This window comes from Gordonia polyisoprenivorans NBRC 16320 = JCM 10675 (assembly GCF_000241325.1).
GTDB lineage: Bacteria > Actinomycetota > Actinomycetes > Mycobacteriales > Mycobacteriaceae > Gordonia > Gordonia polyisoprenivorans.
The window spans coordinates 21,242-40,668 of the sequence record NZ_BAEI01000060.1; the positions used below are offsets into that span (position 1 = coordinate 21,242).

15 protein-coding genes are annotated in these 19,427 nt (G+C 67.2%); 12 read left to right on the forward strand and 3 right to left on the reverse strand.

The genetic code is table 11. The features are described 5' to 3' along the window. From octT to holA, 5 genes are all read left to right on the forward strand, one after another. Window positions 1-759 carry a diglucosylglycerate octanoyltransferase gene (gene octT, locus GOPIP_RS15285; RefSeq protein ID WP_006370609.1) on the forward strand — a complete coding sequence of 253 codons (759 nt, stop codon included), beginning with the start codon at window positions 1-3 and terminating at the stop codon, window positions 757-759. Between the two features lie 74 nt (window positions 760-833). Then, complete coding sequence (locus tag GOPIP_RS15290) at window positions 834-1,697, forward strand: DegV family protein (protein ID WP_006370610.1); 864 nt, start codon at window positions 834-836, stop codon at window positions 1,695-1,697. A 112-nt stretch (window positions 1,698-1,809) separates the two neighbouring features. Beyond that, the gene (locus tag GOPIP_RS15295) at window positions 1,810-3,006 is read left to right on the forward strand and encodes a ComEA family DNA-binding protein (protein WP_006370611.1); all 1,197 of its coding nucleotides are present in this window, start codon (window positions 1,810-1,812) and stop codon (window positions 3,004-3,006) included. Continuing rightward, the gene (locus GOPIP_RS15300) at window positions 3,007-4,545 is read left to right on the forward strand and encodes a ComEC/Rec2 family competence protein (protein WP_006370612.1); all 1,539 of its coding nucleotides are present in this window, start codon (window positions 3,007-3,009) and stop codon (window positions 4,543-4,545) included. Next, a complete protein-coding gene (holA, locus tag GOPIP_RS15305; RefSeq protein WP_006370613.1) occupies window positions 4,533-5,510 on the forward strand; it encodes a DNA polymerase III subunit delta in 978 nt (325 codons plus the stop codon). Before GOPIP_RS15300 ends, holA begins: the two co-directional genes overlap by 13 nt. Window positions 5,511-5,706: 196 nt before the next feature. Here the strand turns inward: holA and rpsT are convergent, their stop codons facing one another. Further along, window positions 5,707-5,967: a 30S ribosomal protein S20 gene (gene rpsT, locus GOPIP_RS15310; protein WP_006370614.1), complete on the reverse strand. Its 261-nt coding sequence runs from the start codon at window positions 5,965-5,967 to the stop codon at window positions 5,707-5,709. A gap of 342 nt (window positions 5,968-6,309) precedes the next feature. Between rpsT and GOPIP_RS15315 the strand changes: the two genes are divergently transcribed. The 4 genes from GOPIP_RS15315 to GOPIP_RS15330 all read left to right on the forward strand — a co-directional run bounded on the left by GOPIP_RS15315 (window position 6,310) and on the right by GOPIP_RS15330 (window position 11,239). Further along, the gene (locus GOPIP_RS15315) at window positions 6,310-7,455 is read left to right on the forward strand and encodes a hypothetical protein (RefSeq protein WP_006370615.1); all 1,146 of its coding nucleotides are present in this window, start codon (window positions 6,310-6,312) and stop codon (window positions 7,453-7,455) included. A 93-nt stretch (window positions 7,456-7,548) separates the two neighbouring features. Then, a complete protein-coding gene (locus GOPIP_RS15320) occupies window positions 7,549-9,414 on the forward strand; it encodes a circularly permuted type 2 ATP-grasp protein (RefSeq protein ID WP_170320214.1) in 1,866 nt (621 codons plus the stop codon). Next, entirely contained in the window at window positions 9,411-10,394 is a 984-nt protein-coding gene (locus GOPIP_RS15325; RefSeq protein ID WP_006370617.1) for an alpha-E domain-containing protein, read from the forward strand. Before GOPIP_RS15320 ends, GOPIP_RS15325 begins: the two co-directional genes overlap by 4 nt. Further along, window positions 10,391-11,239, forward strand: a complete 849-nt coding sequence (locus GOPIP_RS15330; protein WP_006370618.1) for a transglutaminase family protein — start codon at window positions 10,391-10,393, stop codon at window positions 11,237-11,239. The genes GOPIP_RS15325 and GOPIP_RS15330 overlap by 4 nt, the downstream gene beginning before the upstream one ends. Here GOPIP_RS15330 and GOPIP_RS15335 read toward each other — a convergent pair whose 3' ends face one another. Both GOPIP_RS15335 and GOPIP_RS15340 read right to left on the reverse strand, forming a co-directional pair. Beyond that, window positions 11,240-11,689 carry a type II toxin-antitoxin system PemK/MazF family toxin gene (locus GOPIP_RS15335; protein ID WP_026920022.1) on the reverse strand — a complete coding sequence of 150 codons (450 nt, stop codon included), beginning with the start codon at window positions 11,687-11,689 and terminating at the stop codon, window positions 11,240-11,242. It abuts the gene before it with no gap. A 14-nt stretch (window positions 11,690-11,703) separates the two neighbouring features. After that, entirely contained in the window at window positions 11,704-12,369 is a 666-nt protein-coding gene (locus GOPIP_RS15340; protein ID WP_006370620.1) for an alpha/beta hydrolase family protein, read from the reverse strand. Between the two features lie 162 nt (window positions 12,370-12,531). Here GOPIP_RS15340 and lepA point away from each other — a divergent pair, with 162 nt between their 5' ends. From lepA to GOPIP_RS15355, 3 genes are all read left to right on the forward strand, one after another. After that, window positions 12,532-14,415, forward strand: coding sequence for a translation elongation factor 4 (lepA, locus tag GOPIP_RS15345; protein WP_006370621.1), 1,884 nt, complete (start codon window positions 12,532-12,534; stop codon window positions 14,413-14,415). Then, window positions 14,412-16,487 carry a M3 family metallopeptidase gene (locus GOPIP_RS15350; protein WP_020170804.1) on the forward strand — a complete coding sequence of 692 codons (2,076 nt, stop codon included), beginning with the start codon at window positions 14,412-14,414 and terminating at the stop codon, window positions 16,485-16,487. Before lepA ends, GOPIP_RS15350 begins: the two co-directional genes overlap by 4 nt. Window positions 16,488-16,609: 122 nt before the next feature. Next, complete coding sequence (locus GOPIP_RS15355) at window positions 16,610-19,372, forward strand: aminotransferase class I/II-fold pyridoxal phosphate-dependent enzyme (protein ID WP_006370623.1); 2,763 nt, start codon at window positions 16,610-16,612, stop codon at window positions 19,370-19,372. Window positions 19,373-19,427: the final 55 nt, after the last annotated feature.

Consider the following 19,427-nt stretch of genomic DNA (forward strand, 5'->3'; position numbering starts at 1 on the left):
GTGCCTGATCCCACGGGGCCCGATCCCATACCGGCCGCGGGTGACGACGGTTGCCTGCTCGTACTGTCGGATTCACTCGCGTACTACGGTCCCGGCGGCGGACTGCCCGCCGACGATCCGCGGATCTGGCCGAACCTTCTCGGCGCACATGTTGGCCTGCCGACCCGGCTGTTCGGCCGGGTGGGCTGGACCAGCCGTGACGTGTGGTGGGCGCTGACCCAGGACCCCAACATCTGGTCGGTGGTCCCGTCGGCGCGCGCGGTCGTCCTCGCGATCGGCGGGATGGACAGCCTGCCGTCGCCACTGCCGACGGCGCTGCGCGAACAGATCCGGTACCTGCGTCCGCCCCGGCTGCGGCAGGCGGTGCGCACCGGATATCAGTGGTGGCAACCACGCGCGTCGCGCCTCGGCTGGCCGGTGGCGCTCCCGCCGAAGGTGACCGTCGAGCATCTGGACAAGGTGGCCGACGCGCTCACCCGGCTACGTCCCGATCTGCCGATCGTGGTGTGTTTGCCACCGACACACCGCAGTCCCTACTACGGGAACGTCCATTCCGGTCGCATCCCGACGACGGCGGCCATGCAACGGTGGGCGTCATCGGCGGGTCTGCCGACCGTCGAGTTCTACTCGATCACCCGGGCGCACTTCGACGACCCCGCCGCCGAGATGAACCCGGACGGGATTCACTGGGGGTTCGACTGTCACCGGCAGATCGCCGATGCGGTCGCCGGGGTCCTCGACCCGATCCTGACCGACTGAGCGCGTGGCCGACACCACCCCGGAGTGACCCGCACCGGCGTGGGACACCCGGATGCAACGGCTAACGTAGACCCGTGCCTGTCGTCGTCGTCACCGATTCCTCGGCCCGCCTCCCACCGGCGATCGCCGAGCACTATCGGATCTCGGTGGTCCCGTTGCACCTGGCCCTCGACGGTGTCGATTACCGCGAGGGCATCGACGACATCCCCGACGATCTGATCACCCGATCGGGTGTGACGACCTCGGGCGCCAATCCGCAGGAACTCGCCGCGGCATTCGATACCGCAGTCGCGGCCAGCGACGGTGCCGGCGTGGTCGCGGTGATGATGTCGAGGCGACTGTCCGGGACGTGGGGTGCGGCGCGACTGGCCGCCGAGAATCATCCCGGCCTGATCCGGGTCGTCGACAGCCGCTCGGTGGGGCTGGGCCTGGGCTTCGCGGCGATCGCCGCCGCGCAGGCCGCGGCCGCCGGAGCCGACCGCGACCGGGTCTACGAGTCGGCGATCCGGCAGGCCTCCACCGCCGAATCGCTGATCTGCGTGCAGAGTCTGGACAACCTGCGCAACAGCGGACGCATCAGTGCGGCGGGCAAACTGCTCGGGTCGGCGTTGTCGATCAAACCCATCCTCGCCATCGACGACGGCATCCTGACCCTGCGCGAGCGACAACGGACGTTCTCGCGGGCCGTGGCGAAGATGACCGACACCGCGGTCGACTTCGCCGACGGCCGGGCGGTGACCCTGGGCGTGCAGCACTGCCAGATCCCGGACGCCGCACACGATCTCGCCATCACGGTCCGCGAACGGCTGCGTGTGGTGACCTCAGCGCTGACCGTCGATCTCGGTCCCATCCTCGGCAGTCACATCGGACCGGGCGCACTCGGCCTGACCGTGACCACCCATCTGGATCCGATCGAGGGCGCCGACCAGATCGACTGACCCGCCGGCATTTCCCGATCCGCAGTCCACAGAACCGCGATACTGCACAGATCGCCGGTGACGACGGCGCAGGCGGCCGCACGGGTCTGTGCGTCGCCTTAGGCTCGCCGCCATGAGTGACACCTCACGAACACCGCGTCGGGCCGGCGCCGAGGACTCTCACGCCCGCTCCCGGCGCCGCTCGGCACTCGACCGACTCTCCGGGCTCGAGCGCGTCACCGACGGTGCGCTCGCACCCGTCGAACTCGATGATCCGGCGCCGCAGGGCAATTCCGACGCACACCCCGGCGGCGACCCGTCGCCGATGCGGACCGCGGTCGACGACGGGTGGGGTGCGGTGGCACTGCCGGGTTGGCTCGATCCGGTCGCCACCGATCCCGCCCCGGTCCGCTCCAAGCCCGCCGGGACCGTTTCCGCCCGTGTGGGCAACCCTGGGGTGGGCGGCGACCCGCACTCCGACGATGACCCAGGTGCCCATCCCGACGACCCCCATCTCGACGACCCCCATCTCGACGACGACGTCGAGGACGGACTCGACGACCGGCCGCGCCGCCGCTTCGCCGTCGCCCCGCCGGCCGCGATCGCCATCATTCTCGTCGGCGTCGTGGCATGTGTGATCGCCGGATTCGGCCTGTTCGGCGATTCCGGAGAGGCACCCGCGGTGGACTTCGGCGCACCGGGCGGGCCGGCCACGTCGTCGAACCCCTCGGATGTCACGTCCGCACCGTCGCGCGCATCCGCCGCGGGTGCGGGGCAGCCACCTGCCGCCAATGCACAGGTGGTGGTCAGTGTCGTCGGACTGGTGCACCGGCCAGGTCTGGTCCGACTCCACAGCGACGCCCGGATCGCCGACGCACTCGCCGCCGCCGGCGGCACGCGTGAGGGCGCCGACACGGTCTCGTTGAACCTGGCGCAGCCCGTTCGCGACGGTGACCAGATCCTCGTGGGTTACGCGGCGCAGGAGGGCAGGCTCGCATTGCGCAGCGCGGTCGTGGCCTCGGGCGGCGCATCCGCCGCCGGAACCCCGGTCCCGTCGGGGACCGGTGCCCCCGGAGGATCGGCCTCGGCAGGTGGGGGCTCGCCGGCCCCGGCCGCCGGCGCCGCCGGGAATCCGGGCGGTCTGGTCAATCTGAACACCGCATCGGAGTCCGAACTCGACGCGCTACCCGGCGTCGGTCCGGTCACCGCGCAGGCGATCATCGACTACCGCACGCGCAACGGCACTTTCAGCTCCGTCGATCAGCTCGGCGAGGTCGACGGGATCGGTCCGTCCCGGTTGGCCAAGCTGCGCGGCCTGGTGACGGTGTGAATGCGTGATCAGGATCTGCGCCTGCTGTCGCCGGCGGTGGTGGTGTGGATCATCACGGCGGTATGCCTCGGCGCCACGGTGCGCGTGGCGGTGATGATCGCGGTGTCCTCGACGGTGGTCGCGGTCGTCGTCGTGCTGATGTGGCGGACGCGTCGCCTGGGATGGAAGATCGCCGGCCCGGCAGTGGTGTGTGCGGTGCTCGCTGCCACGTGTGCGACGGCGATGGCGTTGCGGCTGGAAATCCGTGACCGTCATCCGGTGCACGAGATGCACGGCAAGGCGACGATGTGGCTGACGCTGCGTGAGGACCCGGTGGCGTTCGGTCCCGCCGCGGCGGGGATGGTGCGGGCCCGGGTCGAGATCGACGCCGTCGCACGGCGATCGGTGTCCACGGCAGGGGCCGAACTCGTTGGTCGGGCACAGTCATGGGCGGGTGTGCTTCCGGGGCAACGTGTGCGGGTCCTGGTGACCGTACGTCCGCCGCCGCCGGGAGAACTCGTCGTCGCGCGGGTGACGGAGTCGGGGGCACCGACGTTGCTGGGACGGCCCCCGCCGCACCAGCGGGTCGCCGGTCACATCCGGGAACGGTTGCAGCGCAGCGCCGTACGGGCGTTGTCGCCGGAGGCGTCGGGATTGTTCCCGGGTCTGGTCCTCGGAGACGAGAGCGCGCTGTCGTCGGAGGTTCGCGACGACTTCCGGGCTGCCGGTCTGCTCCATCTGACCGCGGTCTCCGGCGCCAACTTCGCGGTGGTGTGCGGCGCGGTGATCTTCGCGTTCCGGTTGGCCGGCGCGTCACCGAAGGTCGTGGCCGTCGCCGGTGCCCTGACGATCGTCGGCTTCGTCATCCTCGTGCGTCCGTCACCGAGCGTGCTGCGCGCGGCGATGATGGGTGGGGTGGGCCTGCTGGCATTGCTGAGTTCGCGGCGTTCGCAGGCGTTGCCCGCGCTCGGCGCGGCCGTCATCGGGGGCGTGTTGTGGTGGCCGGAGCTGGCCCGAGAACCGGGATTCGTGCTGTCGGTCGTTGCCACGGCGGGCCTCGTGATGGTCGCCCCGGGTATCCGGGATGCGCTGCGCGCGGTCCGGGTGCCCGCCGGGATCGCCGAGGTGACGGCGATGGCCGTTGCCGCCGCGGTGACCACCTCCCCGATGATCGCGTACCTGTCCGGCACCCTCAGTCTGGTCACCGTGCTGGCGAACGTGGCGGTTGCGCCCGTGGTGGCCGTCGTCGGGATCGTCGGCACCGCGGCAGCGCTGATCGGGGCGTTCGGAAGGGTGGACGGAATCCCGATGATGGTGTCGGAGTTGCTGATCCGCGCCATGGCACCGGAGGTGTGGTGGATGATCACGTGTGCCGATCGCCTCGGGTCGTGGCGGTGGGCGGTGATCGGGATACCGGAGGGCTGGCCCGGGGTGATGGTGTCGCTGATGTGCTCGGCCGTGATCGTCGCCGTCGCTGCGGCGGTCCGCCACATCGACGCCGACTCGGTGCGGATCGCGGTGCTGCGGTGTCGGCGGGGTCTGGCACGATGGGGCCCGTGACCGAACGTCTGCATCTGCTCCTCGGGGACGACGACTTCCTCACCGGCCGTGTCATCGACGATGTGGTGGCGCAGCGGTCGGCGGCCGCCGGGACCGACGTCCCGGTGACCAGGGTGCGTGCCGGTGACGTCACCGGCCCGGAACTCGCGGAATTGCTGAGCCCGTCGTTGTTCGCCGACGAGCGGGTGGTGGTCGTCGAGTCGGCTGCCGATGCCGGTAAGCAGCCGGCGGCGCTGATCTCCGAGACGGCACGGACGCTGCCCGAGGGCATCACCCTGCTGGTGATCCACACGGGGGGAGGCCGCGCGAAGTCGCTTGCCACGGATCTTCGCAAGGCCGACGCCACGGTGCACGAGTGTGTGGCGCCGCGGTGGCCGTCGGAGCGTATGACGTTTGTCCGCAACGAGTTCCGGACCCTGGGAGTGCGGGTCTCCAACGATGTGGTGGAGGTGATCGTCGAATCCGTCGGCGCCCAGTTGCGTGAACTGGCGGCCGCGTGCAGCCAGCTCGTCGCCGATACCGGCGGCAAGGTCGACGAGGAGTCGGTGCGGCTGTACTACCAGGGCCGCCCGGAGGTGAGTGGCTTCGAGGTCGCCGACAAGGCGGTTGCCGGAGACCGCGCGGGTGCACTCGAGTCACTGGCGTGGGCGTTGCACCACGGTGTCCCGCGGGTGCTGCTGGCCGATGCCTTGGCCGAGGCGGTGCATGCGATCGCGCGTGTGCGTGCCCTCGGGAACGTCGATGCCTCCGCGGCAGCCGAATTGGGCATGTCGCCGCGCCGGGTGAAGAACGCCCAGGCCCAGGGGCGGGCGTGGGATTCGGAGTCGATTGCCGCGGCGGTGGTGGTCGTCGCCGCACTCAACGGGGATGTCAAGGGACAGGCCGCGGACGCGGATTTCGCGTTGACCGATGCGGTGGTCCGGGTCGCGGGACTGCGACCCGCGGGTCGCCGACGCGCGGGGTAGGGGATGGGTGACGACCCACGCACTTCACCCCGGTGACCGCGTGGGGATCACCGGGGTGAAGTGCAGGAGAAGAAACGCCTCGAATCCCTCCGGGCCGCAGCAGCCGTTTCAGGCGCTCGCAGTCGGGAAGGCGTGCCGGCGAATCAGATCGCGCTGACCAGTCAGGGTTGCAGACGGTTCAGGGCTTGCTGACGGTTCAGAGCTTGTTGAGGGCGAGTGCCATCGCCGACTTCTTGTTGGCGGCCTGGTTGGCGTGGATGACGCCCTTGCTGGCGGCCTTGTCGAGCTTGCGGCTGGTGGTCACCAGCAGCTCGCCGGCCTTGTCCTTGTCGCCGGCGTCCACGGCCTCACGGAAACCGCGGATCGCGGTGCGCAGGGACGACTTGACCGACTGGTTGCGCTGCCGACGGATCTCGTTGGTGCGGTTGCGCTTGACCTGGGACTTGATGTTTGCCACGCGTGTGTACCTCGTCTGTGTAGTTCGTGTGTCTGGTGTTCGTGCTTTTCGGTCGTGTCTCGTCGGGTTGCGATGAACCCGACGAACCCCGATCGGTGATCGATGGGCTCGGGCCGGATCTCCAGACGCTCCCGAGCAGGCCGGACCCGATTCCGATGGTCGGGGTCGGGCGACACTGCGACAGCGATCGAGTTTACCAGCCGGACACCTGCCCCCAAAATCGCGGCGGGCGATCGGTTGGCGTGGCCTCGTGGACAGCTCACCGGCGAGCCGAACCGGCAGCCGATACCCAGCATCGCTTCAGCGGCATCGGAGATATCGGGCACTATCCTGACGGTCATCATGTCCGTCGTCTACATCCACATCGGGTTGCCCAAGACCGGTACCACGCACCTACAGGATCGGCTCTGGCACAACCGTGACCTCGCCCTGCAGGAGTCGGGGCTGCTGTACCCGGGCAACGAGATCTCCGACCACTTCCACGCCGCCGCACATCTGCAGCCCGACCGCTACCTCGACTGGGTCGATCCGGCCCATGCGCGGACGTGGGCGTCGATGGTCGGGCAGATGCGACCGTGGCCCCAGACCTCGTTGGTCTCCCACGAACTGTTCGCCACCGCCACCGTCGATCAGGCGCGGCGCCTCGTCGCGGAGCTGTCTTTCGCCGACGAGGTCCATGTCATCGCGACCGTCCGAGATCTGGCGCGTCAGTTGCCGTCGGTCTGGCAGGAGAACGTCAAGAACCAGCGTCGTGCCTCGTTCGACGAGTTCGTGACCTCGGTGCGGGCACACGCGGCGTCGCCGGACGGTGGGGGCGGTGAGCCCGGTGACGTGCCGGAGGAGGAGCCGTTCTGGGAGTTCCAGGATCATGTGCGCATCCTGGCCCGCTGGTCGGAGGTGGTCGGCGCCGAGCGGGTGCACGTGGTGACCGTGCCACGCATCCGTGGTGACGGCGACGGTCTGTGGGAGCGATTCCTGTCGGTGCTCGGTGTCGACCCGGCACCGTTGACGGTTCCGGTCCCGAACCTCAACACGTCTCTGTCGGCGGCCCAGACCGAGATGCTGCGCCTGCTCAACACCCGGTTGCAGCCCGACGTCGTGGAGTGGCAGCGATACGAGCGGGTCCTCAAGGAGCAGGTCGTCGCCCACATCATGTCGGGCCGGTCCGACGGTGCTCCGCACGGCCTGTCAGCCGAACAGCGGGCATGGGCTGCGGATCGGTCCGCCGAGATGATCACCGGGCTGCGATCTGCGGGCTATCCGGTGGTCGGCTCGCTCGACGACCTGCAGGTGCCGCGCGAGCGCGACGACGCCGCGGCGGCACCGCAGGCCGAGGAGGTCCTCACCGCGGCACTCGACACATTGGCCGAGATGATCATCCGGGCGCCGATGCCGGTGACACGCCCGGCCGCGCAAACGCGTGCAATGAATCTGGTGCGGCGCGCGCGCCGACGGGTCCTGGCCCTACGGCGCACGATCGGCGGCTGAGTCGCGCGTCGGCCGATCGCTCGGGTCGGCGGGGGTGTCGGGGTCCGCGGACCACCATGCCGAATCGTTGAATCTGAGGCAACATGTCAGGTTATGAGCCCTGCACCGACGGACACGCCCGCGAAGAAGGCGCGTAAGACCTCTTCGGCGAAGACGGCCGCGAATCGGACGTCGACCGCGAAACCGGACGGCAAGCCGGCGTCGAATGGGCGGACGGGCCGGGCGAAGACCGCCACCACCTCCGTAAAGCCCACGGAAACAGGGATTTTCGCGGATTACGAGGCGGCGAAGTCCTTCGGTGTGGCCTACGACGAGATGTTCGATCACCAGGGTGAGGTCCGATCGGCCTACCGGGGGATCTTCAAGGTGATGGCCGAATCCGAGCGCGCCGACATCGAGGGCCGTATCGACGCGCTCGGTCGCGCCTTCATCGACCAGGGCATCACCTTCTCCCTCTCGGGCAAGGAGCGACCGTTCCCGTTGGACGTTGTGCCGCGGGTGATTTCGGCATCGGAGTGGTCCAAACTCGAGGCCGGTATCACCCAGCGCGTGCAGGCGCTCGAGTTGTTTCTCGACGACGTCTACGGCGAGCAGGAGATCCTGCGCGACGGGGTTCTGCCCAAGCGGCTCGTGCATTCCTGTGAGCACTTCCACCGGCAGGCCGCAAACATCCGGCCGCCCAACGGCGTCCGGATCCACGTCGCCGGAATCGACCTGGTCCGTGACGCCAACGGCGATTTCCGGGTGCTCGAGGACAATCTGCGCTCACCGTCGGGTGTGTCCTATGTGATGGAGAACCGGCGCACCATGGCCCGGGTGTTCCCGGACCTGTTCTCCTCGCACAAGGTCCGCGCGGTCGCCGATTATCCGAGCCATCTGCTGCGCGCGCTACGGGCCTCGGCGGCCTTCAACGAGGCCGACCCGAACATCGTGGTCCTCACCCCGGGCGTGGCCAACTCGGCCTACTTCGAGCACTCACTGCTCGCTCGACTGATGGGCGTCGAACTCGTCGAGGGACGAGACCTGTTCTGCCGCGACAACGTCGTCTACATGCGCACCACCGAGGGCGAGCAGCGTGTCGACGTCATCTACCGGCGCATCGACGACGACTTCCTCGATCCGATGCAGTTCCGGCCGGATTCGATGCTCGGGGTCGCCGGCCTGCTCAATGCGGCGCGCGCGGGCAACGTGGTGATCTCCTCGGCGGTGGGCAACGGCGTCGGCGACGACAAGTTGATCTACACCTACGTGCCGGAGATCATCGACTACTACCTCGGCGAGAAACCGATCATCGCCAATGTCGACACGCTGCGGTGCTGGCTTCCCGAGGAATGCGAGGAGGTCCTCGATCGCATCGACGAGCTGGTGGTGAAACCCGTTGAGGGATCAGGCGGTTACGGGATCGTCTTCGGTCCCGACGCTACCCGGGCCGAACTCGACACGTTGGCCCGAAAGGTGCGTAACGATCCGCGCGGATGGATCGCACAGCCCGTGGTGCAACTGTCGACCGTGCCGACCAAGGCGGGCGACAACCTGAGCCCGCGTCACGTCGACCTGCGCCCGTTCGCGGTCAACGACGGTGAGTCGGTGTGGGTCCTGCCCGGCGGGCTGACCCGGGTGGCGTTGCCGGAGGGATCGCTGGTCGTCAACTCCAGTCAGGGCGGCGGGTCGAAGGACACCTGGGTGCTCGCGACCCGCAGCTCCGAGGGCGAACGAGAACTCGCCGGCGCCAAGGTCGTCACCAAGAGCGGTGTCGCCGCGGCCCGGCCCGCCGAGAGCGCGCCGGACCCGTTGGTGGCGCAAACCCAACAGCAGCAACAACAGCAAGGTGCCGGCATGTGCTCGGCCACACAGACACAAACTCTGGGTTCGATGACCCAGACCCAGATGACCCAGACCCAGATGACCCAGACCCAGCCGTCACCAGTGGTGCCGACCCAGGACGGTGATGCCCGATGATGTTGGCCCGCAACGCCGAATCGCTCTACTGGATCGGGCGATACGTCGAGCGTGCCGACGACATGGCACGTCTGCTCGATGTCGCGATCCACCAATTGCTCGAGGACGCCACCGCCGACGTCGACTCGTCGGTGCGGCTGGTCATTCAGGTCCTGGGACTCGACGCGCCCGCCAGTGAAACCGATCTCGATGTCTGGTCGCTGACCGAGCGTGTCGCCTACGCCAAGGAGTCGACCGGATCGATCGTCGACCTGATCCGCTCGGCCCGCGAGAATGCCAGGGGCGCACGCGAAGTCACCTCGAGCGAGATGTGGGAGTGTCTCAACACCACCTATAACGGTCTGGCCGACGCCGAGCGCCGATCCCGCCGCCTGGGTCCCCATGAATTCTTGTCGTATGTGAAGAATCGCGCCGCGATGTTCGCCGGACTCGCCGACGCCACGCTCAGCCACGACGACGGCTACCGCTATCTGCTGCTGGGTCGGTCGGTGGAGCGGGTCGACATGACCATCCGCATGCTGCTCGCGCGTGCCGGGGACCGCGCCGGTTCGCCCGCGTGGGTCAACGTGCTGGTGTCCGCCGGTGCGCACGACACCTTCCTGCGCACGTACCGTGGCGTCATCAACGCCGAGAACATCGTCGAATTCATGTTGCTGGACCGGCTTTTCCCGCGGTCGGTGTTCCATGCACTCAGCGTCGCCGAACACAATCTGGCCGATCTGGAGAAGGGCCCGAGCCGCACCGGCGCCCAGGCCGAGGCGCTGCTCCTGCTCGGGCGGGCGCGCAGCTCGCTGGAGTTTCTGGAGCCGGGTGATCTGCTCGACGGATTGCAGGAGCGGCTGCTCGATCTGCAGGACACCTGTCGTGCGGTCAACGAGGCGGTCACCGCCCAGTACTTCCATGTGTCGCCGTACGTGTCGTGGGCCGATGCCCGCGTCAGCGACGGTGAGGAACATGTCATCGAGGAGAGTGAACTGTGAGCTGGCGACTGAGGGTCGTGCATTCGACGGGCTTCGCCTACCAGAGCCCGGTCACCTCGTCCTACAACGAGGCCCGGCTGACACCGCGCAGCGACAGCAGGCAGAACGTCATCGTCAACCGTGTGGAGACCGTCCCGGCGACCCGCTCGTACCGCTATACCGACTATTGGGGAACCGCGGTCACCGCCTTCGATCTGCATGCGCCGCACGAGGAACTCGAGGTTTCGGGGATGTCGGTGGTGGAGACCGAACCCGGCGAACGCCCGGAGGACGACCGCAAACGTGAGTGGGACGGTATCCGCAACGAGGAGGTCGAGGACCGCTATGACGAGGCGCTCTCGAACACGCCGTATGTGCCCCGCAACCGCAGTCTGGTGGCGACCGCCAAGCGGCTGACCAAGGGCCTCGATCCCGAAGAGGCCGTCGAGGCGGTGTGCCGCTACGTCTACGACGAGATGCAGTATGTCCCGGGTACCACCGGTGTGCACACCACCGCGGTCGACGCGTGGAACGAGCGCAAGGGCGTGTGCCAGGACTACGCCCACCTGACCCTGCTGATGTTGCGCGGTCTGGGTATCCCGTCCCGCTATGTCTCGGGGTACTTGCATCCGAAACCCAATGCGGCCGTGGACAAGACGGTCGAAGGTCAGAGCCATGCATGGATCGAGGCCTGGACCGGTGGGTGGTGGGGATTCGACCCGACCAACTTCACCGAGATCACCGAACAGCACGTGTCGGTGGGCGTGGGTCGCGACTACTCCGACGTCTCGCCGCTCAAGGGCATCTACACCGGGGGTCAGGCCACCGACCTCGACGTCGTCGTGGAGATCACACGACTGGCGTGATCACCGCCAGCCGAACCGATCGCGCAGTTGCGTTGCGACCCTGTCGAATCGGGCTCGGTCCAGGATCGCGCCCTCGCGTCGGATGCCATCGGCGTCGACGACGAGCACGCGGTCGAGGCGGATGAAGCTCTCGCGATGGTCGGAGTCCCAGCCGCCCGCGCCGATCGAGAGCCAGTTGTCGTCGTCGCGGTGATGATCCTTGCTGGACAGCATGAGCGCGAGGACGTGCTCCGCCGTGCCGCTGCCGGCGGGGCCGGCATCGGCTGTAGGGTTCTCGGCCGGGTCGCGGCCGACGACGAGTACCGGCCGATCCTTGCCCTGTGACGGATCTTCCTCGAATTCGACCCAGGTCCAGACGATCTCACCGGGATCGGCATCCCCGTCGAGGTCGGGGGAGTAGCTGATGGATCGGGCCACCTCGGCGGTGGGACGCACGGCGCGGCGGCTCATGCGCGGATCTCCCATCATGCGCCGATCTCCCGGAGCAGGAAGTGCTCGACCGCGTCGGCGGCGAGGGGAGCCGTCGGTTTCTTCGTCGGATCGAGGCTGTGGCCCGCCTTGGCGATCTCCACCAGCCGGGTCGGGGCGGGGATCAGGTCGATCGCCGCACCGATTTCGTCGGTCGTGGCGAACGGATCGGTGCTGCCGTGCACGACGAGCGTCGGGACGGTGATCGACGGCAGATGCTCGGTGCGGGCCTTCTCGGGTTTTCCCGGCGGGTGCAACGGGTAGGAGCTCAACAACAGGCCGTCGGCCACCTGGGCGCCGTCCTCGGCGAGCACCATCGAGGCCTGCCGACCGCCGTAGGAATGGCCGCCGACGACCAGCGGGCCCGCCGACAACGACCGAAAGGCCGCGCAGGCGGCACGTATACCGTCGCGGTCGGCGGCCGCGGTCGAGGGGCTCGGCGGTCCCTTGGGGCGGCGCTGGCGGTAGGGCAGGTCGATCCGCGCCACCGCGAATCCGCGGCCGGCGAGTTCATTCGCGTAGGCCAGCAGTATCGCGGTGTCCCGGTTGCCCCCGGCGCCGTGTGCCAGGACGACGCTCGCCCGCGGCGTCTGCTCGGGATGATGGATGGTCGCCACGACCGAGCCCTCGTCGTAGGGTTCGATTCCGGTGTTCGCCGCCACAGCGACACGGTATCGCGCGGCACGCGCCGGGCGCTGTCGGCGGTCAGAAGAGCGCTGTCGAGGGTGGAGCGGGCGCTGTCGGGGGTTCCGGGGTGATCGGGTCGGGTCCGCACCGAGGTCGTGTGGAACCGAGGTCATGAGAAACTGGTACGACGCAGCACCGTGTTACCACCGAGGAGTAGTCCGATTCCCACCTTCGCCGACACCACGTTCACCGATCCCGCGCAGATCAGGAACTTCTGCATCATCGCGCACATCGACCACGGGAAGTCCACCCTCGCCGATCGGATGTTGCAGCTCACCGGGGTGGTATCGGATCGGGACATGCGGGCGCAGTACCTCGACCGGATGGACATCGAGCGCGAACGCGGCATCACCATCAAGGCACAGAACGTCCGGCTGCCGTGGACGGTGACCGGTGCCGACGGCACCGACGAGAACTTCGTGCTGCACCTCATCGACACCCCCGGCCACGTCGACTTCACCTACGAGGTGTCGCGCGCGCTCGAGGCCTGCGAGGGTGCCGTGCTGTTGGTCGATGCCGCACAGGGCATCGAGGCGCAGACCCTGGCCAATCTCTACCTCGCGATGGACAACGACCTGACCATCATCCCGGTGCTCAACAAGATCGACCTGCCCGCGGCCGATCCCGATCGCTACGCCGCCGAGATCGCCCACATCATCGGGTGCGAGGCCGACGAGGTGCTGCGGGTCTCGGGTAAGACCGGCGCGGGTGTGCCCGCGCTGCTCGACGAGGTGATCCGCCAGGTCCCGGCGCCGCAGGGCGACCCGGACGCACCGGCGCGCGCGATGATCTTCGACTCCGTCTACGACACCTATCGCGGCGTCGTCACCTATGTGCGTGTGGTCGACGGCGCGATCGTGCCGCGCGAGAAGATCGCGATGATGTCCACCGGCGCCACCCACGAACTGCTCGAGGTCGGCATCGTCTCCCCCGAGCCCAAGCCGTCCAAGGGGCTCGGCGTCGGTGAGGTCGGTTACCTGATCACCGGTGTGAAAGATGTGCGGCAGTCCAAGGTCGGCGACACCGTGACCACGGCCCGGCACGGTGCCGAAGAGCCGCTCACCGGATATCGCGAGCCTCGACCGATGGTCTACTCCGGCCTGTATCCGGTGGACGGATCCGACTACCCGGTGCTCCGCGATGCGCTGGACAAACTGCAGCTCAACGACGCTGCGCTCACCTATGACCCGGAGACCTCGGTCGCCCTCGGGTTCGGGTTCCGCTGCGGGTTCCTCGGCCTGCTGCACATGGAGATCACCCGTGAGCGACTCGAGCGCGAATTCGATCTCGACCTCATCTCGACGGCACCCAACGTGGTGTACCGGGTGGTCATGGAAGACGGCGCCGAGCACATCGTCACCAACCCGTCGGATTGGCCGGAAGGTAAGGCGCGCAACATCTTCGAGCCCATCGTCAAGACCACGATCATCGCGCCGAGTGAGTTCATCGGCGCCATCATGGAGTTGTGCCAGTCGCGGCGCGGCGAACTCGGCGGCATGGACTATCTCTCGGAGACCCGGGTGGAGATGCGCTACACCATGCCGATGGCCGAAATCATCTTCGACTTCTTCGATTCGTTGAAATCCCGGACCCGCGGATACGCGAGTCTCGACTACGAGGAGGCCGGTGAGCAGGAGGCCGATCTGGTCAAGGTGGACATCTTGTTGCAGGGCGAGGCGGTCGACGCCTTCAGTGCGATTGTGCACCGCGATGCCGCCTACACCTACGGCAACAAGATGGCGATCAAACTCAAGGAGCTCATCCCGCGCCAGCAGTACGAGGTGCCGATCCAGGCCGCCATCGGGTCGAAGATCATTGCGCGCGAGAACATTCGAGCGATCCGTAAGGACGTGCTGGCCAAATGCTACGGCGGCGACATCAGCCGTAAACGCAAACTGCTCGAGAAGCAGAAAGAAGGCAAGAAGCGCATGAAAACCATCGGGCGGGTCGACGTGCCGCAGGAGGCTTTCGTGGCGGCGTTGTCCACCGATTCGCAGGGCGACAAGCCGAAGGGGAAATGATGACCGCCGGTGGACCGAGTATGAATCCCGTTCTCGCGGAAAGCGATTTACCGCACGGACTGCCGGACTTCGCGTCGATCACCGACGAGGACTTCCTGCCCGCCTTCACCGAGGCCATGGGCACCCACCTCGACGAGGTCGCGGCGATCGCCGACAACCCGCAACCGCCGACCTTCGCCAACACCGTTGAGGCGCTCGAGTTGTCGGGCCGCGATCTGGCCCGCGCCGCGGGTGTCTTCTTCAACCTCGTCGGCCCCGACACCAATCCGCGGCGCAACGAGATCTCCCAGGAGTTGTCCACGCGGCTGACCGATCACGCGAACACCATCGCGATGAACCCGGCGCTGTTCGCCCGGATCTCGGACCTGCACGGGCGCGCCGAGGAACTCGGACTGACCGAGCCGCAGCGCCGTCTCCTCGACAAGAGTTACCGCGATGCCGTACGCGCGGGTGCGGGTCTCGATGCGTCCGGGCAGACCCAGATGCGTGAGATCTCTTCGCGCCTGGCGTATCTGACGACCACGTTCTCACAGAAGATCCTCGACGACACCAATGCCTCGGCGGTGCTCGTCGACGACGTCTCCCAGCTCGACGGGCTCGGTGCCGGCCAGATCGCCTCGGCGCGGCGTGCCGCGGCCGAGGCCGGTCACGAGTCCGGCTACCTGATCAGCCTGGAACTGCCCACGAGTCAGTCCGTGCTGACCGAACTGTCCGATCCGCGGACCCGGCAGCGGGTCTTCGACGCCTCGATCTCCCGATGCGCGCGCGACAACGAGTTCGACACGCGGGAGTTGCTGCGCGAGATCGTCGTGCTGCGTGCCCGGCGCGCACAACTGCTCGGCTATCGCGATCACGCCGACTATGTGATCGCCGAGCAGACCGCGCCCGATGCGACGGCCGTGGAGCAGTTGCTGACCGAGTTGATCGGCTCGGCGAGCACCGCGGGGGAGCGGGAGATCGCCGCGCTGACCGAGTTCGCACGCGGCGTCGACCCGGACGTCCGGATCGGTGCCGCCGACCTCACCTATTGGCTTGCGCGGCAACGTCGTTCACGTTCCGAGGTGGATCTCGACGCATTCGCCGACTACTGCGAGCTCGACACCGTGATCACGCGCGGTGTGTTCTACGCGGCGGGTGTCCTCTACGGGTTGAGCTTCACCGAGCGCCCGGATCTGCGCGCCTACCACCCCGATGTGCGCATCTGGGAGGTCTTCGACGAGTCCGGCGCCGGCATCGGACTGTTCCTGGGTGACTATTTCGCGCGGCCGTCCAAGCGGGGCGGGGCGTGGATGAACAACATCGTCGATCAGTCGTCTCTGCTCGCGACCCAACCCGTCATCGTCAACGTGTTGAACATCCCCAAACCCGATGCGGGACAACACGCTCTGCTGAGCATCGATCAGCTGACCACGCTGTTCCACGAGTTCGGCCACGCAGTGCACGGCCTGCTCTCGGCCGTGGCGTATCCGTCGCAGTCGGGGACGTCGGTGCCGCGGGACTTCGTCGAATTCCCCTCGCAGGTCAACGAGATGTGGGCGTTGCACCCCGATGTCCTCGCCCACTATGCGCGCCACCACGAGACGGGGGAGCCGATTCCCGCCGAACTCGCCGACGCCGCACGGGCAAACGCCGGTGCCGACACCGCCCACGGCACCATCGAGTATCTCGCCGCATCGGCACTCGATCTGGCCTGGCACCGACTGTCGGTCGCCGACGCCGAGGCGGTCGACGACGTCGAGGTATTCGAGAGGCAAGCCCTGCGCGCCGCCGGCATCGGGACCGACCTGATCCCACCCCGCTACCGCAGCGCCTACTTCAATCACATCTTCGGCGGCGGTTACTCGGCCGGCTACTACTCCTACATCTGGTCGGAGGTGCTCGACGCCGAGACCGAACGGTGGTTCCTCGCCGAGGGCGGTTTGCGCCGGGAGAACGGTGCCCGCTTTGCCGCCTCGACGCTGTCCCGCGGCAACAGCGTGGATCCGCTTGTGTCGCATGAGGAGTTGATCGGACACAAGCCCGAAATCGGGCCGTTGATGCGACGGCGCGGGCTGGTCACCGAGGACGTGTGACCAGCCGCCGGTGAGCTGGTGGTGGGCCGCTCACCAGAACGCCATCGCATGTTCGATCGGCATTCGCCTGCTCGACCCTCGGGGCGCCGACTCTGGGATACCCGGCGTCGAGAGGGTTTGCCATGGTCGAGAACGGTCACGCCTACAACAGTGTCTGGCAACTGCGCGGCGATCTGTGGTGCCGCCTCGACGAAGCGGCCGATCGTCTCAATCGCCCGGATACCGTCGGCGAGCGGCGTGAGCGATATCTGGAGATCTGTCGCGGTCTGATCACCGAACTGGCCACGCTCGAACCCTATTGGGCTTTTCCGGGTCCGTCGCGTTTCGCGCGACTGCAGCGCCGTTTCGGCTCCGGGGATCATCGTCACTTCGGCAAGATGGTGGCCGACATCAACAATGCGTTGACCACGGAGTCCTACCGTCACCGAGACGCAGACGCCATGGCCGACAAGGATGCGGGAATGTTCCCGACCGATCCTCGTGAGATCGAGCATCGACCGGTGAATGCGCAGGGCCAGTTGTACTTCGAGGTCCTGGTTGTCGAGTCGATGACCGAGGCGGCCGAACGTGCGTTGCGAGAAGAGGTCCGCAGCTGGCGCCGCCCCGACGATCAGTGTGCCTACGAGCTCGTCGTCGTCGGAAGCGGCGAGGAGGCGATGATCGCTGCTCGGCTCAACGCGAACCTGCAGGCGGTGGTGATCCGTCGCCGGTTCTCGCACGCGTCCGCCCGAGATCTCACCGGCCTCGACGACTTCGTCGATCGTGAGTTGTCCGAGTCGTTGGCGCAACATCTCTCACCCGAGGAACGCGCGCAGATCCTGGCCGGCGCACTGAGTGGTCTGCGACCCGAACTCGACCTCTACCTGATGACCGAGATCGAGGTCGAGGACATGGCGGGCAGGCTCGGCGCACACTTCCGCCGGGTATTCCATGCCCGCGAGGGCGTTCTGGAGTTGCACCTGAGTCTGTTGCATGGTGTTGCCGAGCGCTACCGGACGCCGTTCTTCAGCGCACTCAAGGAATACAGTCACCGACCCACGGGGGTTTTCCACGCCCTGCCCATTTCCCAGGGCAAGTCGATCGTGGGGTCGCATTGGATTCAGGACATGGTGAGTTTCTACGGGCTCAATGTGTTCATGGCCGAGACATCGGCGACGTGCGGGGGTCTCGATTCGCTCCTCGAACCGACCGGGCCGCTGCGCGACGCGCAGGAACTGGCCGGCAAGATCTACGGCAGTAGGCACACGTACTTCGTCACCAACGGCACATCGACCGCCAACAAGATCGTGACCCAGTCGCTCGTTGCGCCGGGCGACATCGTGCTGCTCGACCGCAACTGCCACCAGTCCCACCATTACGGCATGCTGCTCGCCGGCGCGCAGGTGACCTATCTCGAAGCCTATCCGCTGCCCGATTTCTCGATGTACGGCGCGGTACCGATGCAGGAGATCAAGGGCAAGCTCCTTGCGCTTCGTCGTGCCGGGAAACTGGATCGGGTCAAGCTGATCTCGCTCACCAACTGCACGTTCGACGGCATCGTCTACGATCCGATTCGCGTCATGGAGGAATGTCTCGCGATCAAGCCCGACCTCGTATTCCTTTGGGACGAAGCGTGGTTCGCGTTCGCCCGCTTCCATCCGGTCTACCGCAACCGGACCGCGATGCACAGTGCGGCCGAACTTCGTCGGCGTTTCGCCGATCCGGGGTACCGGGCGTCCTACGAGGACCACCTCTCCGCACACTCCGAGGTCACCGACGAAGAATTGCTGCGCACGAGGTTGCGGCCCGACCCAGCCCTCGCACGAGTCCGGGTGTACGCGACGCAATCCACCCACAAGACGTTGACGTCGTTGCGACAGGGTTCGATGATCCACGTCTTCGACCAGGACTTCGACCAGAAGGTTGCCGAGGCATTCCACGAGGCCTATATGGCACACACCTCGACCTCGCCGAATTACCAGATCCTCGCGTCATTGGATCTCGGTCGACGCCAGGTGGCGCTCGAAGGTGTCGAACTCGTCCAGCGGCAGATCGAGAACGCAATGCGCCTTCGCGATGCCATCGACAACCATCCGTTGCTGGCACGCTACGTCCGGTGTCTGCGCACGAGTGACCTCATCCCGGTCGCCCATCGGCCCTCACGCATCGATCAGCCGTTACGGTCGGGCCTACGGAACATGCAAACCGCATGGAGCCAAGACGAATTCGTCCTCGACCCGTCGCGGATCACCTTGTCCATCGGGCGCACCGGTTACGACGGTGACACCTTCAAGCGTGAACAACTGATGGATCGGTACGGGGTCCAGATCAACAAGACCTCGCGCAACACCGTGTTGTTCATGACCAACATCGGCACCACACGAAGCTCGGTGGCCTTCCTCGTCGAAGTGATGGTCAACATCGTCCGGGAGCTCGACGAGAACGTCGAGGAGATGGGGATCGATGAGCGCGCGCGATTCGAGCAGACGGTCCGCCGGCTGACCGAACGAGCGCCCGCAATGCCCGACTTCAGCGGATTCCACCCGGCTTTCCGCGACACCTCCGGCACCGAACAGACACCGGAAGGTGACGTGCGTACCGCGTTCTACCTCGCCTATGACGACGCCAATTGCGAATACCTCTCGGCCGACAAGATTCTCGAGCGGATCGCCTCGGGACGGGACGTGGTGTCGGCGACCTTCGTCACCCCCTACCCACCCGGGTTCCCCGTCCTCGTGCCCGGGCAGGTCTTCAGTGCGAACATCCTCGAATTCATCACCACGCTCGACACCCCCGAGATCCACGGCTACCGGCCAGACTTCGGCTATCGGGTCTACACCGAGAAGGCGATCGAGAATCTGCTGGCGACCCGTGGGGCGCCGGACCCGAGCGTCGTGAGCGGGTGAGCGCCTCGGTGCTCGTGGTCGCGGTGCTCGTGGTCGGGGTACTCGTGGTCCAATG